The organism is Pantoea sp. UYEF8 (assembly GCF_040546285.1).
In the GTDB taxonomy this organism is placed as follows: Bacteria; Pseudomonadota; Gammaproteobacteria; order Enterobacterales; family Enterobacteriaceae; genus Pantoea; species Pantoea brenneri.
Genome location: NZ_JBEPNM010000006.1, coordinates 17,685 through 34,153, shown reverse-complemented (window position 1 = coordinate 34,153; position 16,469 = coordinate 17,685). Strand labels below are relative to the sequence as shown.

Below are 16,469 nucleotides of genomic sequence, written 5' to 3'. Positions count from 1 at the left end.
GGAGATGAAAACAGTAAAAGGGCCGGGCATATTCCTGTCGCAGTTTATCGGCGATCGGCCACCGTTTAATTCGCTGGCCGGACTGGCTGAATGGGCGGCGGGACTGGGATACAAGGCGTTGCAGATCCCCTGTCATCAGCCCGCGATTTTTGATGTTGAGCAGGCGGCCGTCAGTCAGACCTACTGTGACGATATCCGCGGTCTGCTGGCGGGCTATGGACTGGAAATCAGTGAACTTTCAACCCATCTGGAAGGGCAATTGATCGCGGTAAATCCGGTCTTTGATGCTGCCTTCGACAGTTTTGCTCCGGCGGCGCTGCGCGGCGATCCGGCCAGGCGTACTGAGTGGGCCATTGCCACGCTAAAGCGCGCGGCAGCGGCTTCGGAAAAACTCTTCCTGCAGGCGCATGCGACCTTTTCCGGATCGCTGGCCTGGCCGTGGTTCTATCCGTGGCCACCGCAAAGCCCGGCGCTGTTCGATGAGGCCTTCGCCGAACTGGCGCGCCGCTGGTTACCGGTGCTGGACAGCTTTGACCGGCACGGCGTTGATCTCTGTTATGAAATTCATCCGGGCGAAGATCTGCATGATGGCGTGACGTTTGAGCGATTTCTGGCGCAGGTCAATCATCATCCGCGCTGCAATATTCTGTTTGATCCCAGCCATCTCCATCTGCAACACATCGATTATCTGCAATTTATCGATATCTATCATCCGCGGATTAAGGCGTTTCACGTTAAGGATGCCGAATTTCTGCGCAATGGCCGCAGTGGCGTTTACGGCGGATATCAGCCGTGGCTATCGCGGGCCGGGCGTTTCCGCTCGCCGGGCGATGGGCAGATCGACTTTAAAACCATTTTCAGCAAACTGGCGCAGTACGATTACCCAGGCTGGGCGGTGCTGGAATGGGAATGCTGCCTGAAAGAGGGCGAGACCGGCGCGCGTGAAGGCGCAGAGTTTATCCGTCGCCATATTATTCCGGTCGCCGATCGCGCTTTTGACGATTTTGCCGCCGCCGCGGCGCCGGTACGCAGGCAACTGGGGCTGGACTGAGTCCCTGAAGGTCGGGCGGGCGACGCAGCGGTGCAGAAAAATGTGTTAGCCTGCCTGTCACCGATTTGAGCAAGGGTTGCCATAATGTCGATTCAGAAAATCGCCCGGCTGGCCGGGGTCTCGGTTGCCACGGTTTCACGGGTGTTAAATAACAGCGACAGTGTCAAAGATCGCAATCGCCAGAAGGTGCTGCAGGCGATCAAAGAGAGTAATTATCAGCCTAACCTGCTGGCGCGTCAGTTGCGTACCGCCCGCAGCTCCATGATTCTGGTGATGGTCTCGGATATTTCTAACCCGTTTTGCGCTGAAGTGGTGAAAGGGATTGAGGAGCAGGCTGAGAAAAACGGTTATCGCATTCTGCTGTGTAATTCAGGTTCAGATATCGAGCGGTCGCGTTCCAGCCTGCAGTTGCTCTCCGGCAAAATGGTAGATGGCATCATCACCATGGATGCGTTCAGTAAACTGGCCGAGCTGAGTCAGTTGATTGGCACTGCGCCGTGGGTGCAGTGTGCTGAATATGACGACAGTGGCGCGACCTCCTGTGTCGGTATTGACGATCGCGTTGCCGCCCGGCAGGTGGTCGGGTATCTGGCTGAACAGGGACGGCAGCGCATCGGCCTGATCAATCACGATCTGAGTTACAACTATGCCCGGCTGCGTCAGCAGGGTTATCTGCAACAGCTCGGTCAACAACGGCTGAGCTGGCAGGCGATCGCCTACGCCAGTGAGCTGAGTTTTAGCGCCGGTCAGGCGGCGATGAATCTGTTACTGCAGGCTGAAACCCGGCCAGACGCGGTGTTTGCCGTCTCTGATACGCTTGCCGCCGGTGCAATGGCGGCTATTCAGCAGGCTGGCCTGCGCATCCCGGACGATATCGCCGTGGTTGGTTTTGACGGCACCGAGCTGGCCGGCATGGTTTCGCCGCCGCTTACCACCCTGGCCCAGCCGTCACGTGAGATAGGCCGTCAGGCGTGCGAACTGGTGCTGCAGAAAATTGCCCGGCCCGACGCGTCGCCGCAGCGCATCATCATGACCGGCGAATTAATCCTCCGCGCCAGCAGCTAACACCTCACTTATCAGCCTCCCGCTTTCATGCGAAATACCGCTTAGTGTTATTGTCCACTAATCCGTGACAGTGATTGGCTTTTGACGCCATTGTTCGACGATCAGGTTTACTTATATGCTGTTTCTAACGAAGGGCACTCGCGCTTCACACCATTAAACAGCACGTTAAGGGGCAGAACATGATTGAGCAAAGATTGTCAGAACAACGCGGCGTCGGTGATCACGGCTGGCTGAATTCACGTCACACCTTCTCCTTTGCCAACTACTGGGACCCGAAACAGGTTGGCTTTTCTGATCTGCTGGTCATTAATGATGACCGGGTGGCGAAAGGACGGGGCTTCGGTGCGCATCCCCACAGCAACATGGAGATTATCTCTTACGTACTGGAAGGCGCACTGGCGCACAAAGATTCGATGGGTACCGGTTCAGTTATCGTGCCCGGCGACGTGCAGCTGATGAGCGCCGGCAGTGGCGTGACGCACAGTGAGTTTAACCACTCCAGTACCGATGGCGTGCACTTCCTGCAAATCTGGGTGGTGCCGGCAGAGAAAAACAGCCCGCCGGGATATCAGCAGGTTTCGATCAGTGAAGCGGATAAACGCGGTAATCTGCGGCTGATTATTTCGCCGGAAGGAGAAAATGGCGCGCTGCGGGTGCGTCAGGATATCCGTATCTATGCAGGCTTATTCGACGGAGTCGAGCAGCAAACCCTGACGCTGCCGGACGATCGCTACGCTTATATTCATGTGGCGCGCGGCAGTATCACCGTTAATGGACTGCAGTTTAATGCCGGAGACGGTGCGCGGGTGCGTGACGAGAAAACTCTGACCTTCAGTGGCGGTAACGACGCGGAAGTGTTGGTGTTCGACCTGCGGCCAAATGAAGTCAATCATCCGACCCGTTAACCGTTAATAAAAACTGCGCGGCTTGCACCGCGCAGTTTTTTGCTGTTAACGCGCGTTCAAAAACGCCAGCAGATCCTGATTCAGTTGATCCTGATGCGTCACCGCGAAACCGTGTGGCGCATTGTCATAGACCTTCAGTTCTGATCCTTCAATCATCTCTGCGGCCACTTTACCGGTGGATTCAAACGGCACCACCTGGTCGTTGCTGCCGTGGATCACCAGCGTCGGCACATCTACTTTGGCGATATCGGCACGGAAATCGGTCTCGGAGAAGGCGGTAACGCAATCAACGGTGCTCTTCAGTGAGGCCAGCAGCGCAATGTTCAGCGTCTGGGTCAGCACGCCTTCCGAAACGGTCTGACCGGCATTAAGGCCGTAGAACGGCGTGGCGAAATCACTGATGAACTGCGCACGATCTTTCAGCAGGCCATCGCGGATACCGGCAAACACCGACAGATCGACGCCCTGCGGGTAATCAGCGATTTTGCCGAACACCGGCGTTACCGCGCCAAGCAATACCAGCGCCGCCACACGTGCAGTGCCGTAACGGCCGATATAGCGCGTCACATCACCGCCGCCCATTGAGAAACCCACCAGTGTGACATCCTGCAGATCGAGATGATTAATCAAATCGTTAATATCAGAAGCAAAAGTATCGTAATCGTTGCCGGTCCAGGGTTGTTCGGAACGGCCAAAGCCACGACGGTCAAAAGCGATAACCCGGTAACCGCGCTCTGCCAGGAAATTCATCTGGCTGTCCCACATATCCGCATCCAGCGGCCAGCCGTGGCTGAACAGTACAGGCTTACCGGTGCCCCAGTCTTTGAAATAAATATGGGTGCCGTCGGTGGTTTTGAGTGTGCTCATGGTATTGCCCTCTACATGACGTGATGAATGAAAGGTTGCTGTACAGCCGGTCAGGCTGGTGCCACCAGGTATCGAACTTCAGGCGGATTTTCACCCTGATGAAAGGCGTTAACCCGACGCTGGATTTTTTGATCGTTGATGGTGTAGCGCTCTTTCTGGCGTAAATGTTCTACCCAGGAGCCCACCACAAAGGTTTCGACGAAAATGCCAGGCTGGAGAATATCTTCGTAGACTGACCAGTTGATGGCACCGCCCCGACGCCTGACGCGACGCATATCCTGCATGCAGACGGCAAAGGCATGGGCTTCATCAATATTAATCCGGTATTCGTAATTCACCATCACCGGACCGCGTTCATGACGAATATCCAGCACCGGGGCGTTAACGCCATCACCGATCATATCGAGATTCAGATCGGGGTCCTGATCCAGCCGCCAGCGCCACACCGTGCTGCTGGCCAGCACCATGCCGAGCGTGGCGATACAGAGTGAAACCGGAATGCTGAAGTGGGAAGCCAGCTGTCCCCAGAGGGTGCTGCCGAGCGTCATTGAGCCAAAGAAAACCGTCAGGTAGACCGCCAGCGCACGGGCCTTAACCCATTTCGCTGCGCTGCGCTGCGCGCCCAGGTTCAGCGTTGACAGCACCGCAATCCAGGCGAAGCCGGTAAAGAACTCGCAGGCATTCAGCAGCCAGAAATGACGGACAAATGCCAGCGCCAGCATGGTCAGGGCGAACAACAGACTGGCCAGCACCATCAGCCGATCGGAGCTGAAGCGGCGGCGCAGGCGCGGCAGCATCACCGCACCGGTAATCGCGCCAATGCCGATACAGGCCAGCATAATGCCGTAACCGCCCGGACCGAGGCCGAGTTCCCGACGTGCCACCAGCGGCAGCAAAGCCCAGCCGGCACTGCCGAACAGGAAGAAGGCGACCGTGCGCACCAGCACGTTGCGTAATACCGGCGCAGCGTGAACATAGCGCAGTCCGGCGCGAACGGCCGGGAAGAAGTGCTCCGGCGGCAGGCGCTGGACGCTGGGTTCCGCCTTCCAGCGATAGAGCACCCATGCCACGCCGAGCACCGACAGCGCATTCAGCAGAAACACCATCCACGGACCGGTAAAGGAGAGGATCAGTCCACCCAGCGCCGGGCCGATAGCGCGACTGATATTGATACCCAGCGAATTCAGCGCAATCGCCGGACCCAGCTCCGATTTGCTCACCAGATCCGGGACGATCGCCTGGAACGGTGGCGAACTCATCGCGGCACCGGCGCTGAGCAGGAAGGCGGCGGCCAGCAATACCGTTGGCGTAACGTGGCCGGTATAGGCCAGTACCGTCAGCCCGGCGGCGGCGATAAAGGTCCACAGCTGGGAGAACAGCAGGTATTTGCGACGGTCAACGATATCCGCCATCACGCCCGACGGCAGGGCGAACAGAAACATCGGCAGGCTGCTGGCCGCTTGCACCAGCGCCACCGCCAGCGGATCGGCGCTGAGCGTTAGCATGGTCCAGTTGACGCCAACATCGTTCATCCACGAGCCGATATTGGAGACTACCGTGGCAATCCACAACATCCGAAACACCGGCTGATGCAGCGGCTGCATCGGAGAAACGGCGCCTGCTTTCGGCGCGTCGCTGACCTCCTGATCGAGCTGGTGAATGTCATTAACCTGCGCCATGGCGCACCTCCTGTTGAGCACTGGCACCCAGCCGCCAGCCGCCTGGCCCGGTTAATGCCAGCGTGGTGAAGATAATCAGCAACAGCCAGCCAAACTGGCCTTCAGCAATCGACCAGCCGGGATGAACCACCAGCATCGCCACCAGCAACACCGCAATGATCGGCAGACAGGCGAGGCGGGTACCCCAGCCGAGGATGATAAATATCGGACACACCACCTCCGCCAGAATGGCCGGCAGCAGACTCATCATCGGACCCAGTCCAAACGGGTCCTCGATACGCGTCAGTTCTTCACTGAAATGCAGGATCTTAGGCAGCCCGTGCACATGTAACAGCAGCAGGCTGCCCGCCAGTCGCAGGAAGAACAGCCCCGCGTTAACCCGGGGCGGCTGAGTGAATAAGGTCTTCATGATTAAAACGCGAAGCAGCTGCAGCCGAGCGCGCCCCAGAAGGCGTGGTCTTCGGCGACCGGCACGCTGGAGCCGCGCGCGATATCGTGCGAGTGGCTGTGTACGCCGCACGGACCGCTACAGTGGTGAGCCGCAGGCATCATGCCTACGCGGCTCTGCGCTACCGGCGGCGCGCTGCGGTAATGACCCGGCACGTTAACCACCGGAGACCACTCGGGCAGAACCGGAATGGCCGGCGGCGCTTCGGAGGTGAATGAACCGGCAGCATAGACGACGTTGCCATCCACCACGGTCAGCACCGATTCAATGCCTTTGATCTCCTCTTCAGGCACGCTGAAAAAGTCTTTGCTGAGCACGGCCATATCCGCCAGCTGACCCGCTTTAATCTGGCCTTTTTTACCCTGTTCACTGGAGAACCACGCGCTGCCCTGGGTCCAGAGCATCAGTGCGGTTTCGCGGTCGAGGCGGGCGTTAACGTCATACATCTGCATTCCGCCGACGGTGCGTCCGGATACCAGCCAGTAAAGTGCGGTCCACGGGTTATAGCTGGCGACGCGGGTGGCATCGGTACCGAGTCCGACCGGCACGCCGGTTTCCAGCATCCGCGCCACCGACGGCGTATGCCGGGTGGCTTCAATGCCGTAGCGTTCGGCAAAGTATTCACCCTGAAACGCCATGCGATGCTGGACCGCGATGCCGCCGCCCAGCTCTTTGATACGATCAATATTGCGCTGGGTGACCGTTTCCGCATGGTCGAAGAACCAGTGCAGCCCGTTAAACGGAATATCGCGGTTGACCTTCTCGAACACGTCGAGCATCCGGCTGATCGATTCGTCATAGGTGGCGTGCAGGCGGAACGGCCAGCGATGCTCGACCAGATGACGCACCACGCGCTCCAGCTCATCTTCCATGCCTGGCGCTAAGTCAGGACGCGGCTCGAGGAAATCCTCAAAGTCTGCCGCCGAAAACACCAGCATTTCGCCCGCGCCGTTGTGGCGGAAATAGTCGCTGCCCTGGCCCGGCGTCAGCATATCGGTCCACTTTTCGAAATCTTCCAGTTCGTGGCCTGGCCGCTGGGTAAACAGGTTATAGGCGATACGCAGGGTCATCTGCTTCTTCTGATGCAGTTCGGCGATCACTTGATAATCTTCGGGATAGTTCTGGAAACCGCCGCCGGCATCGATGGCGCTGGTCAGGCCGAGGCGATTCAGCTCACGCATAAACTGGCGGGTGGAGTTGATCTGTTGCTCCAGCGGTAGCTTCGGCCCTTTGGCCAGCGTGGCGTAGAGGATCATCGCATTGGGGCGGGCAATCAGCATGCCGGTCGGATTACCGTTGCTGTCGCGCTGAATTTCGCCGCCCGGCGGGTTAGGCGTCTCTTTGGTGTAGCCCACTACTTTTAACGCGGCGCGGTTAAGCAGGGCGCGATCGTAGAGGTGCAGCACAAACACCGGCGTGTCCGGCGCGGCTTCGTTGATCTCATCGAGCGTCGGCATCCGGCGTTCAGCAAACTGGAATTCTGTCCAGCCGCCCACCACGCGCACCCACTGTGGCGACGGTGTACGCAGCGCCTGTTCCTTCAGCATACGCAGCGCATCGGCAACCGAAGGGACGCCTTCCCAGCGTAATTCGAGGTTGTAGTTCAGACCGCCACGGATCAGATGCAGGTGTGAGTCGTTCAGACCCGGCACGGCGGTGTGACCTTTCAAATCGATCACTTTGGTGCCGTCGCAATGGTATTCCATCACTTCCGCCAGCGAGCCGACCGCGACGAATTTGCCTTCGCGGATGGCGACGGCTTCGGCAAACGGATTGCTGCGGTCAACGGTGTGAAATTTGCCATTGGTTAATATCAGTTCTGCTTTACCCAGCGTAACCATAGATCCTCCTGAATGGGGTTGTCCGACTTGCCGCGGGACAGGGAAGTGCGCTGCAGGGAGCAGGGCACGAATAGAACGGATTATGGTGAGAGGTCTGTCGGAGCGTCTAGTTATACGAAGGGATACCTATACCTTCGTATAGTTATACGCAGAGATAATAGTCTGGTTTCGCCGACCGTCCTACACTGCGACCAGACAGCCAGCAGCCTGAAGAGAAAGCCTGCATTAACACGTTCTGGCTGTTCATTTTGCTCCGTTCCGGTTTGCGGAAATCCAGTTACTTAACCTCTATGGGTGAACACATGTCCAACGCTAAGCTTGAAGTCCTGACGCCACATAACAGCCAGATCATTTTCATCGACCAGCAGCCGCAGATGGCGTTTGGCGTGCAGTCAATCGATCGTCAGGTCCTGAAAAACAACACCGTTGCGCTGGCGAAAGCGGCCAAAGTTTTCAACATTCCCACCATCATCACCACTGTAGAAACCGAAAGCTTTTCGGGTCACACCTATCCGGAGCTGCTGGATGTATTTCCGGGTCAGGACATTTTAGAGCGCTCCTCAATGAACTCCTGGGATGACCAGAAAGTGCGTGATGCGCTGGCGGCCAACGGCAAGAAAAAAGTGGTGGTTTCCGGTCTGTGGACCGAAGTGTGTAACAACAGCTTTGCGCTGTGCGCGATGCTGGAAGGCGGTTATGAGATTTATATGGTGGCTGATGCGTCAGGCGGCACCACCAAAGAGGCACACGACTATGCCATGCAGCGCATGATTCAGGCCGGTGTGGTGCCGGTTACCTGGCAGCAGGTGATGCTGGAGTGGCAGCGTGACTGGGCTAACCGCGATACCTATGACGCGGTAATGAACATTGCGAAAGAGCACTCTGGTGCTTACGGCATTGGCGTGGATTACGCCTACACCATGGTGCATAAAGCGCCATCACGTCAGAAGAGCGAGCACCGCACGCTGGCGCCTGTTCACGCGCCTGTACGCTAAGTTGCTGCCTGCTGATCGGCATCTGATGCCGGTCAGCACTGCCGCAGAACAGGAGCCTGATATGTTTCCTCTCATTATTTCACTCGGCGCAGGCGTGCTGATCGGCCTGCTGTATGCGCTGCTCAATGTCCGTTCGCCCGCACCACCAGCGATTGCGCTGGTCGGCCTGCTGGGAATGTTACTGGGCGGCGCGTTGATGCATGCCTGGCTGCCCGCCGCCAGACCGGCGACCACGCTGCTGCAGCCGGCCGATCCAGCCACTCTCACTTCACATCAGGCAGGCCAATCATGATGAAATCGTACGCTATTTCTCTGATTGTCGGACTGCTCGCCGGCGTAGTCTATGCCCTGATCGATGTGAATTCCCCAGCACCTCCGGTGATCGCGCTGGTGGGGCTATTTGGCATGCTGGTGGGTGAGCAGTTGATTCCACTGGGAAAACGCTTAATCCGCCGACAACCGGTGACGCTGGCGTGGTTCCGCCACGAATGTGTCCCCAAAATCAGTGGTACACCGCCACCGGGCGGCGATAAAGCACCCTAAGTCCTTCACCAGGCAGGTAAGGGCTTTCAGAGGATAACTGCATGACGCTGTCACAGCGTATTGTCATTGTTGATGATGAACGCTCAGTCCGGAGTGGGCTGAGTAATTTATTGCATTCTGACGGCTACACCACACGATTATTCGAGTCGGGAGAAGCGTTACTGGCAGATGACAATGCGCTTTCTGAGGTGAGCATGTTGATCATTGACGTCGGACTCAAAGGGATGAGCGGTTTTGAGCTGTTCACGCTGCTGAAACAGCGACCCGCTCTGCCGCCGGTAATCTTCATCTCTGCCGACCTGGAAGAGACTACCCTGTGGTATGCCATTGCGCTGGGTGCGCTCACTTTTTTCCGCAAACCGATCGATGTTGATGCTTTTCTGCAGCTGATCCGCAGTGAATTGTCTGACGACCAAGGCAACTGCGCAGAGTAACCGTAACCGATGGTAAGCTGGCTGCCGTCGCTGGGGATTATCTGGCCGCGTTCAACTCTCGGGTTTTGTGCGCTCGTTCTGCATCGGGCAAGGCAGAGCGCGGCTGAACCGGGCAACCTTACAGTAACAGGCTGCCCGAATGCCTTAGCGGCGTCGGGTGTTGGCGATATTCAACCGTTCCGCTGCCCGCACCAGATCGGATAACGACCGGGCATTCATCTTCTCCATCACCCGCCGTTTATGCACTTTGGCGGTAATCTCACTGACGCCCATCTCTGCGGCGATCTGTTTATTCAGCAGTCCGCTAATTGCCAGTAACATCACCTCACTTTCACGCGGTGTCAGCGTCTGATGGCGCAGAGTCATCTCACGTTTCTCCTGCGAGGTCGCCATATTCTGTTCCGCAATACGCATGGCTTCTGATACCGCCTGCAGAATACGGTCAGGATCAACCGGTTTGGTCAGGAATTCGTAAGCGCCGGTTTTCATCGCCCGCACCGTAACAGGAATGGTGCCAAAACCGGTTAAGAAGATGGTGGGGATGGTGAATCCGCGATCAATCAACACCTGAGCGACCTCAAACCCATCCGCGCCCGGCATATTAATATCCAGAATCAGGCAGCAGGGAAGCGGGGCGAAGTCGTGCGCGAGGAAATCATCAGCGGAAGAAAAAGAAATAACGTCGTAATTGTCAGAACTGAGCAGATTACTCAGGGCTGTGGTTACCGCAGCGTCGTCATCAACGATATATACGATGTGATTCATAGAGATCTCATTCCAGCCAGCATTTCAGAAAAGTTTCAAACCTGGGTGGTGTAAAGTGATCAGCAGTTATTTCACTCTTAGCCTGTCAGCCACGGAAAACCACCGGTGTTAACAGAATCTTATCATAACAATTTTCATTATCATCTATAAATTACGCCCTTGATGACATTAAGATAAATAACTGAAAATAATGGTTAAATGATGAACGGAGTGGCGCCGTTAACCTCCTGAAACAGTGTTTCAACCGCCGTGTAGCGGTCATCAAAGCCGATTAATTCTGTCATCATTTGGTCATTTTTTAGTGTCAGAAGAATCGTCAGTTGAATAGTGCAACTCACCCGTAGAAATAATCCATATTGAATGTCAGCGTAATAAATTGATCAGACCATGTAGTGTCCGTGCATTCTGACAAAAGATTCTGCCGGTACGTAATTACTTTTTATTATGTCAGACGTTTAAATGGCGGCGGCGTTTCTATTGCAGGATAAAAACAGGACCAGTTAATTTTAAAGATGTCGGGCGGGAGAGGGCGGCAGGTGTTTATCGCGTATTGACCAGCGCGCGCAGATTAGATTGATTAATCCAGCCAGCCATACGGCTTAAGCGCCTCAAGGGTGACCCGATGAATCCTGACTCCTTATCATGCTGAACGGACTGAGTGAGGTACAGCGCGTGGAGAGTCAGTGATTGCCACTGCCCAGGCACACCTGGACGTCGTGATAAGCCGGGCCTGGCAAAATTTCGTCACGTAACCTCAAAATTCCATTCACTATTGTTACATTTAGGTACTGTTTAGTTTGGGTTAAGTAACATCGCAGCACTGTATTTTGCTTAAGTGCAGTAATTTAGACGTTTAACAGACAAACAGGTATTAATATGAAGTTTTCTACTATCGTTGCATCTCTGACTCTGGCCGGTATGGGTTTTGCCGCAAACGCAGTTACGCCTGGCAATGTTGCCGTCTATGCGACCGAACAATCTCAGGGGTCCGTATCCATTGGTGATAAAACTTCCTACACTAAAACCTTTGAAGTCTCGATAGCCAATTTATCCGGCGATCCTGTTGATTTATCAACGATTTGCCTGAAGGCTTACACGCCTGATAATAAAGAATTTAAAATCGATACTGTTGATGAAGCGTTAACCACCGGCTCTCTGAAACAAGGCAAGCCGGTTAAGGGAATCGCTGTGTTTGCTGATGAGCAGGATGTTGTACTCAAAGCGGCGCTGGTTAAAATCTCCGACGAATGCAAATAATCCGCTAAGGCAGCCTGCGGGCTGCTTTTCCGCTGGAACTCGCCTGATTAGCTCTCGCGACAAAATGCCTGCTCTAAGCAGCCGCCCGGCATAATTCACATCGCGCCACATAGTTACAACATACTAAATAGTGAAACACTCCCAGCCTTAACTCCGCAGCGAACGGTGGCTTTAAAGTCGGAATATCGGGCCGGTAAGCCCGTGACTTATCCGTTTGTATAACTATCCATCTTCGACGCTGAGCGGAATAATCGTGGCTGCACCAGCCGGACAGCATGCCGGTTGCGATTCAGTCACTTTCAGCGCGGAGGGCCTATGTGTGAGGAGGTAAGCAGACAGGCAACATTGCCTGCGACAGGCAGCAGTAGCGTCAGGGCAATGGATGCCGTGGTCAGCGATATTCTGCCGTGGATTGAACAAAACCTGTTTGATGAACGGGTCCGGGTGAAAACCATCACCAGCAAAAGCGGTTACGGTCACTGGCATTTTCAACGCGCGTTCCGCGATCGCACCGGCTATAACCTTGGCGAATATATCCGTCTGCGCCGGGTTATGCGCGCGGCAGTGGCGGTGATCGCCACCAACAAAGGTCTGCTGGATATTGCGGTGGAAAACGGTTTTACCAGCCAGCAGAATTTCACCCGCACCTTTCGTAAATATCTCACCCTGACGCCCGGCGCGTTTCGCAATCAATACGGTCACGATCTGCCCGCCTGTGAGCGTTTCCTGTCTGAACGGCTGAGTCCAGACACCGCGCCCTGGCTGCGGCTTGCGCTGGCGTCACATCAGTATGGCTCGCCGCTGTTCTGTGCCGCCTGAAGGGCGGTCAGGTCAAACACCAGACGCGCTGTTTTGCTGCGACAGCAGCGCCGCAATCACCGCTTTGCTGGCTTACTCTCTCTCCGGTTTTCAGCAATAACTCTAATCAAAAGAAACAGCTGCGTCAGTGGCGGCTGTCGGCTTTTGCCGCTCAGTAAAAAGTCATTACATTTTAAAACAGTTTACGATTCAGAGAGTAACCGCAATAAGCGTAGCGGTATCCGTGGCGCGGCTGTTAATCCTCACTAAGCTGAAGAGTCAACCCTATAAATACAGGGATATTTTTCGGCTGGAAGCTATTCGCAATGTCTTCATGAGGCTTATATGAGCGGAGAACACTGCACCATTATTTTTAATGGTGAACGGCTAACCGGGTTAGCTGATCAACCCTTGATTGATTTTCTTGATGCGCAGGGAAAAAAACTGCCCCATGTCTGTTATCACCCGGCACTGACACCGTTACAGAGCTGCGATGTTTGTTGGGTCGATGCCAATGGCGAGCGGGTGCGTGGCTGCACCTTGCGTACCCATGACGGATTAGAGGTGCAGAGTGAAGGCGCTGCGTTGCAAGTGGCGCAGCAGGAGGGGATGGATCGGTTGCTTAACCGCCACGAACTCTACTGCACGGTGTGTGAACACAATACCGGTGACTGCACATTACATAATGCTGTGGCGGATATGCATATTCCGATTCAGTACTATCCACACCAGCCCAAGCCGTACGCCAAAGATCACTCCAATCCGTTTTATACCTACGATCCTGACCAGTGCATTTTATGTGGCCGCTGCGTGGAGGCCTGCCAGAACGTTGAGGTTAATGAAACGCTGTCGATAGACTACACGCAGGCGCATCCGCGGGTGCTGTGGGATGGCGGTACCGAGATTGCCGGCTCAAGTTGCGTCAGTTGTGGACACTGTGTCACGGTCTGTCCGTGTAACGCGCTGCTGGAAAAAACCATGCAGCCGGATGCAGGCCCGTTCACCGCCATGGATGAAGGGCTGAAACGTCCGCTGATCGACTTCGTCAAAACGCTGGAAAACAGTATCGGCATGGAACCGATCACCGGCGTGTCAAAAATCGATGTGGCGCTGCGCCAGGCCGAAATCAAACGCACCAAAACCGTCTGCACCTATTGCGGCGTCGGCTGCAGTTTTGAGATCTGGACCCGCGATCGTCACATCCTGAAAGTTCAACCGGTGGCGGATGCGCCAGCAAATGGCATCTCAACCTGCGTGAAAGGTAAGTTTGGCTGGGACTTCGTTAATAGCCCGCAGCGTCTGACCACGCCGCTTGTTCGTGAAAATGGCCGCTTCCGGCCCGCCAGCTGGGACGAAGCGCTGCAGCGCGTCGCCGACGGTTTACGCCGGGTTGCCCAGCAGTATGGCGGCGATGCGATTGGGTTTATTGGCTCAAGTAAAGCCAGCAATGAAGAAGCTTATCTGACACAGAAGATTGCCCGACTGATCTTCGGCACTAACAACGTTGATAACTCGTCGCGCTATTGTCAGAACCCGGCGACAGAAGGGCTGTTTCGCACCGTCGGCTACGGCGGCGATGCCGGCACTATTCGCGATCTGCAAAAAACTGAACTGATCGTTATCGTCGGTAGCAATCTGGCGGAGAACCATCCGGTTATCGCCTCGCACATTAAGCAGAGCCACAAACATCAGGGGCAGAAACTGCTGGTCGTTGACCCGCGTCGTCATGAAATGGCCGAGCGTGCTGACCACTATCTGCGCATCCGACCCGGCACCGACCTGGTGTGGGCGTCGGCGATGGCGAAATATATGTTTGATCACGGCTATGCCGATCAGGCTTTCCTGGCACAGCGGGTTAATCAGGTAGAAGAATACCGTGAATCGCTTGCCCCCTTTACCCTGGCGTTTGCCAGCGAGACCTGCGGCCTGAGTGAGGAAGAGCTGACAGCGGCAGCCGAGATGATCGGCCAGGCTGGCAGCGCCTGTATTCTGTGGGCGATGGGCATCACCCAGCACAGCCACGGCGCGGACACCAGCACCGCGTTATCCAACCTGCTGCTGGTGACCGGCAACTATGGCCGGCCCGGTACCGGCGGCTATCCGATGCGCGGCCATAATAACGTGCAGGGTGCCAGTGACTTCGGTTGCCTGAGTAATGTTTATCCGGGCTATGAAAAAGTCAGCGATGCTGCGGTACGGGAAAAATGGGCGCGTGCCTGGGGCGTCGATCCTGAAGCGCTGTCCGATCAGCCGGGCGCGGATAACTTCAAGATGGTGCAGCACGCCCATGAAGGCAAACTGCGCGCCATGTATATCACCGGCGAAGAAACCGCGTTTTCCGATGCAGATTCCACCAACGTGCATGAAGCCTTCAGTAATCTGGAATTCATGGTGGTGCAGGATATCTTTATGAGCCGCACCGCAGAGTTCGCCGACGTGGTATTGCCGGGCTGCCCGAGCGTGGAGAAAGAGGGCACCTTCGTCAATACCGAGCGGCGCATCCAGCATTTCTCGCCTGCCATGGCACCGCTTGGCGACAGCCGGCCAGACTGGCAAATCTTCACCGATCTGGCCGCGCGGCTCGGGCATCCGTGGTATTACCCGAATCCAGGCGCAATCATGGCTGAAGCCGCCGGCATCGCGGAGATCTTTGCTGGCGTCAGCTACGAGCAACTGGTGGGCTGGCAGTCGCAAATCTGGCCGGTGAACGCCAACGGTGAAAGCACGCCGCTGCTTTATACCGAACAGTTTCACTTCCCGGACGGGAAAGCGCGGCTCTATCCCTTACGCTGGCAGCCGCCGGCCGAGCAGGAAGATGCCGAATATAACCTGCTGCTCAACAATGGCCGGATGCTGGAGCATTTCCAGTCCACCAACCAGACCGGGCAGGGTGGCCGTTTTATGTCGCTGTCACCGAATGCGTTTGTGGAAATCTCGCCGCAGCTGGCCGCCGAGCGCGGTCTGACCGAAGGCGAGTGGGTTCGCATTTCCTCCCGGCGCGGCTCGATGGATGTTCCGGTAGTGATCACCGATCGGGTGGCCGGTAACGTGCTGTTTATGCCGATCCACCACGGAAAGGATGGCGTCAATACGCTGACCGGTGAACACCATGATCCGGACGTAAACACCCCCGCCTATAAAGAGGTGGCGGTAAACATGAAGCGTGTGGAGCGGCGCATCCAGCCGAATCCTCTACCGTTACACAATTTTCGCTATGGCCAACGCACGTCGCTGGATCACCTGCCGGTGGAACAGAAATGGCAGCAGCAGGGCTATCGCGAACCGCCAGAACACGTTGAAAAACCGGAGAAATTCTGATGGCAGAAAGGATGAAATATCAGGTTACGCCGACCCGTACTGAGCAGACCGCCAGAGAAGCGATGGATGAGTTAATCGAAAGCCTGCATCAGCACGGATTTTTGCGACTGGCGAACGATCTGGTGAAATCAAATAGTGAGATCGGCAAGATTCTGGTGTCAGGTCTGAATCAGCCTGGCACCCAGAGCGCCCTGCAAAATCTATCGCTGTTGATGATGACGCTGGGCAGCGTTCCGCCGGAAAGGTTTAACCACCTGCTGCTCGCCCTGCGGGATGCGGCGATGGCGATTAAACCGGCCAGGGAAGAAGCCAATAGCGGCAAAGCCGCGCCAGGGATCCGCGGCATTATCCGGCTGCTGAATGATGATGAACTGTGGCGTGGCCTGAGTCCGGTTTTATCGGCCCTCAAGGTTTTCTCGCAGCAAATCGACGGGGAAGAGCAGAAGCCGATCACGCGTTTTAGTGGCAAGAGCAGTCTGGAGTAATCCACCGCAGAGGGTGCG

General features: G+C 56.0%; 16 protein-coding genes. 11 read left to right on the top strand and 5 right to left on the bottom strand.

The features are described 5' to 3' along the window. Positions 1-4 precede the first annotated feature (4 nt). From ABIB18_RS12965 to ABIB18_RS12955, 3 genes are all read left to right on the top strand, one after another. Positions 5-1,051, top strand: a complete 1,047-nt coding sequence (locus ABIB18_RS12965; protein ID WP_354474260.1) for a sugar phosphate isomerase/epimerase family protein — start codon at positions 5-7, stop codon at positions 1,049-1,051. A gap of 84 nt (positions 1,052-1,135) precedes the next feature. Further along, a complete protein-coding gene (locus ABIB18_RS12960; RefSeq protein ID WP_316553946.1) occupies positions 1,136-2,116 on the top strand; it encodes a LacI family DNA-binding transcriptional regulator in 981 nt (326 codons plus the stop codon). A 179-nt stretch (positions 2,117-2,295) separates the two neighbouring features. After that, positions 2,296-3,021 carry a pirin family protein gene (locus ABIB18_RS12955; RefSeq protein WP_354474258.1) on the top strand — a complete coding sequence of 242 codons (726 nt, stop codon included), beginning with the start codon at positions 2,296-2,298 and terminating at the stop codon, positions 3,019-3,021. Between the two features lie 45 nt (positions 3,022-3,066). On the opposite strand, the gene ABIB18_RS12950 is transcribed toward ABIB18_RS12955, so the two are convergent. The 4 genes from ABIB18_RS12950 to ABIB18_RS12935 are packed head-to-tail and all read right to left on the bottom strand — an operon-like array spanning position 3,067 to position 7,856. Then, complete coding sequence (locus ABIB18_RS12950) at positions 3,067-3,888, bottom strand: alpha/beta fold hydrolase (RefSeq protein WP_069729745.1); 822 nt, start codon at positions 3,886-3,888, stop codon at positions 3,067-3,069. Between the two features lie 50 nt (positions 3,889-3,938). Beyond that, positions 3,939-5,567, bottom strand: coding sequence for an MFS transporter (locus ABIB18_RS12945; protein ID WP_031374437.1), 1,629 nt, complete (start codon positions 5,565-5,567; stop codon positions 3,939-3,941). Then, on the bottom strand, positions 5,554-5,976 hold the full coding sequence (locus ABIB18_RS12940) for a DoxX family protein (RefSeq protein WP_031374438.1): 423 nt from the start codon (positions 5,974-5,976) through the stop codon (positions 5,554-5,556). Before ABIB18_RS12940 ends, ABIB18_RS12945 begins: the two co-directional genes overlap by 14 nt. A gap of 2 nt (positions 5,977-5,978) precedes the next feature. After that, entirely contained in the window at positions 5,979-7,856 is a 1,878-nt protein-coding gene (locus ABIB18_RS12935) for an amidohydrolase (protein WP_354474255.1), read from the bottom strand. 302 nt (positions 7,857-8,158) lie between these two features. On the opposite strand from ABIB18_RS12935, the gene ABIB18_RS12930 reads away from it, so the two are divergent. The 4 genes from ABIB18_RS12930 to ABIB18_RS12915 all read left to right on the top strand — a co-directional run bounded on the left by ABIB18_RS12930 (position 8,159) and on the right by ABIB18_RS12915 (position 9,828). Further along, complete coding sequence (locus ABIB18_RS12930; RefSeq protein WP_031374440.1) at positions 8,159-8,851, top strand: hydrolase; 693 nt, start codon at positions 8,159-8,161, stop codon at positions 8,849-8,851. Between the two features lie 61 nt (positions 8,852-8,912). Beyond that, positions 8,913-9,143, top strand: a complete 231-nt coding sequence (locus tag ABIB18_RS12925; protein WP_354474253.1) for a DUF1427 family protein — start codon at positions 8,913-8,915, stop codon at positions 9,141-9,143. Then, a complete protein-coding gene (locus ABIB18_RS12920) occupies positions 9,140-9,394 on the top strand; it encodes a XapX domain-containing protein (protein WP_046289316.1) in 255 nt (84 codons plus the stop codon). Before ABIB18_RS12925 ends, ABIB18_RS12920 begins: the two co-directional genes overlap by 4 nt. 41 nt (positions 9,395-9,435) lie before the next feature. After that, positions 9,436-9,828 carry a response regulator transcription factor gene (locus ABIB18_RS12915; RefSeq protein ID WP_031374442.1) on the top strand — a complete coding sequence of 131 codons (393 nt, stop codon included), beginning with the start codon at positions 9,436-9,438 and terminating at the stop codon, positions 9,826-9,828. 144 nt (positions 9,829-9,972) lie between these two features. Here the strand turns inward: ABIB18_RS12915 and ABIB18_RS12910 are convergent, their stop codons facing one another. Next, entirely contained in the window at positions 9,973-10,593 is a 621-nt protein-coding gene (locus tag ABIB18_RS12910) for a response regulator transcription factor (protein ID WP_031374443.1), read from the bottom strand. Positions 10,594-11,469: 876 nt separating this feature from the next. Between ABIB18_RS12910 and ABIB18_RS12905 the strand changes: the two genes are divergently transcribed. From ABIB18_RS12905 to ABIB18_RS12890, 4 genes are all read left to right on the top strand, one after another. Continuing rightward, complete coding sequence (locus tag ABIB18_RS12905) at positions 11,470-11,850, top strand: DUF4354 family protein (RefSeq protein WP_031374444.1); 381 nt, start codon at positions 11,470-11,472, stop codon at positions 11,848-11,850. Positions 11,851-12,165: 315 nt separating this feature from the next. Further along, the gene (locus ABIB18_RS12900) at positions 12,166-12,669 is read left to right on the top strand and encodes a helix-turn-helix domain-containing protein (RefSeq protein ID WP_082097616.1); all 504 of its coding nucleotides are present in this window, start codon (positions 12,166-12,168) and stop codon (positions 12,667-12,669) included. A 324-nt stretch (positions 12,670-12,993) separates the two neighbouring features. Then, positions 12,994-15,966: a formate dehydrogenase subunit alpha gene (gene fdhF / locus ABIB18_RS12895; protein WP_354474249.1), complete on the top strand. Its 2,973-nt coding sequence runs from the start codon at positions 12,994-12,996 to the stop codon at positions 15,964-15,966. Then, entirely contained in the window at positions 15,966-16,451 is a 486-nt protein-coding gene (locus tag ABIB18_RS12890; RefSeq protein WP_046289318.1) for a helical membrane plugin domain-containing protein, read from the top strand. Before fdhF ends, ABIB18_RS12890 begins: the two co-directional genes overlap by 1 nt. The last annotated feature ends 18 nt before the right edge of the window (positions 16,452-16,469 follow it).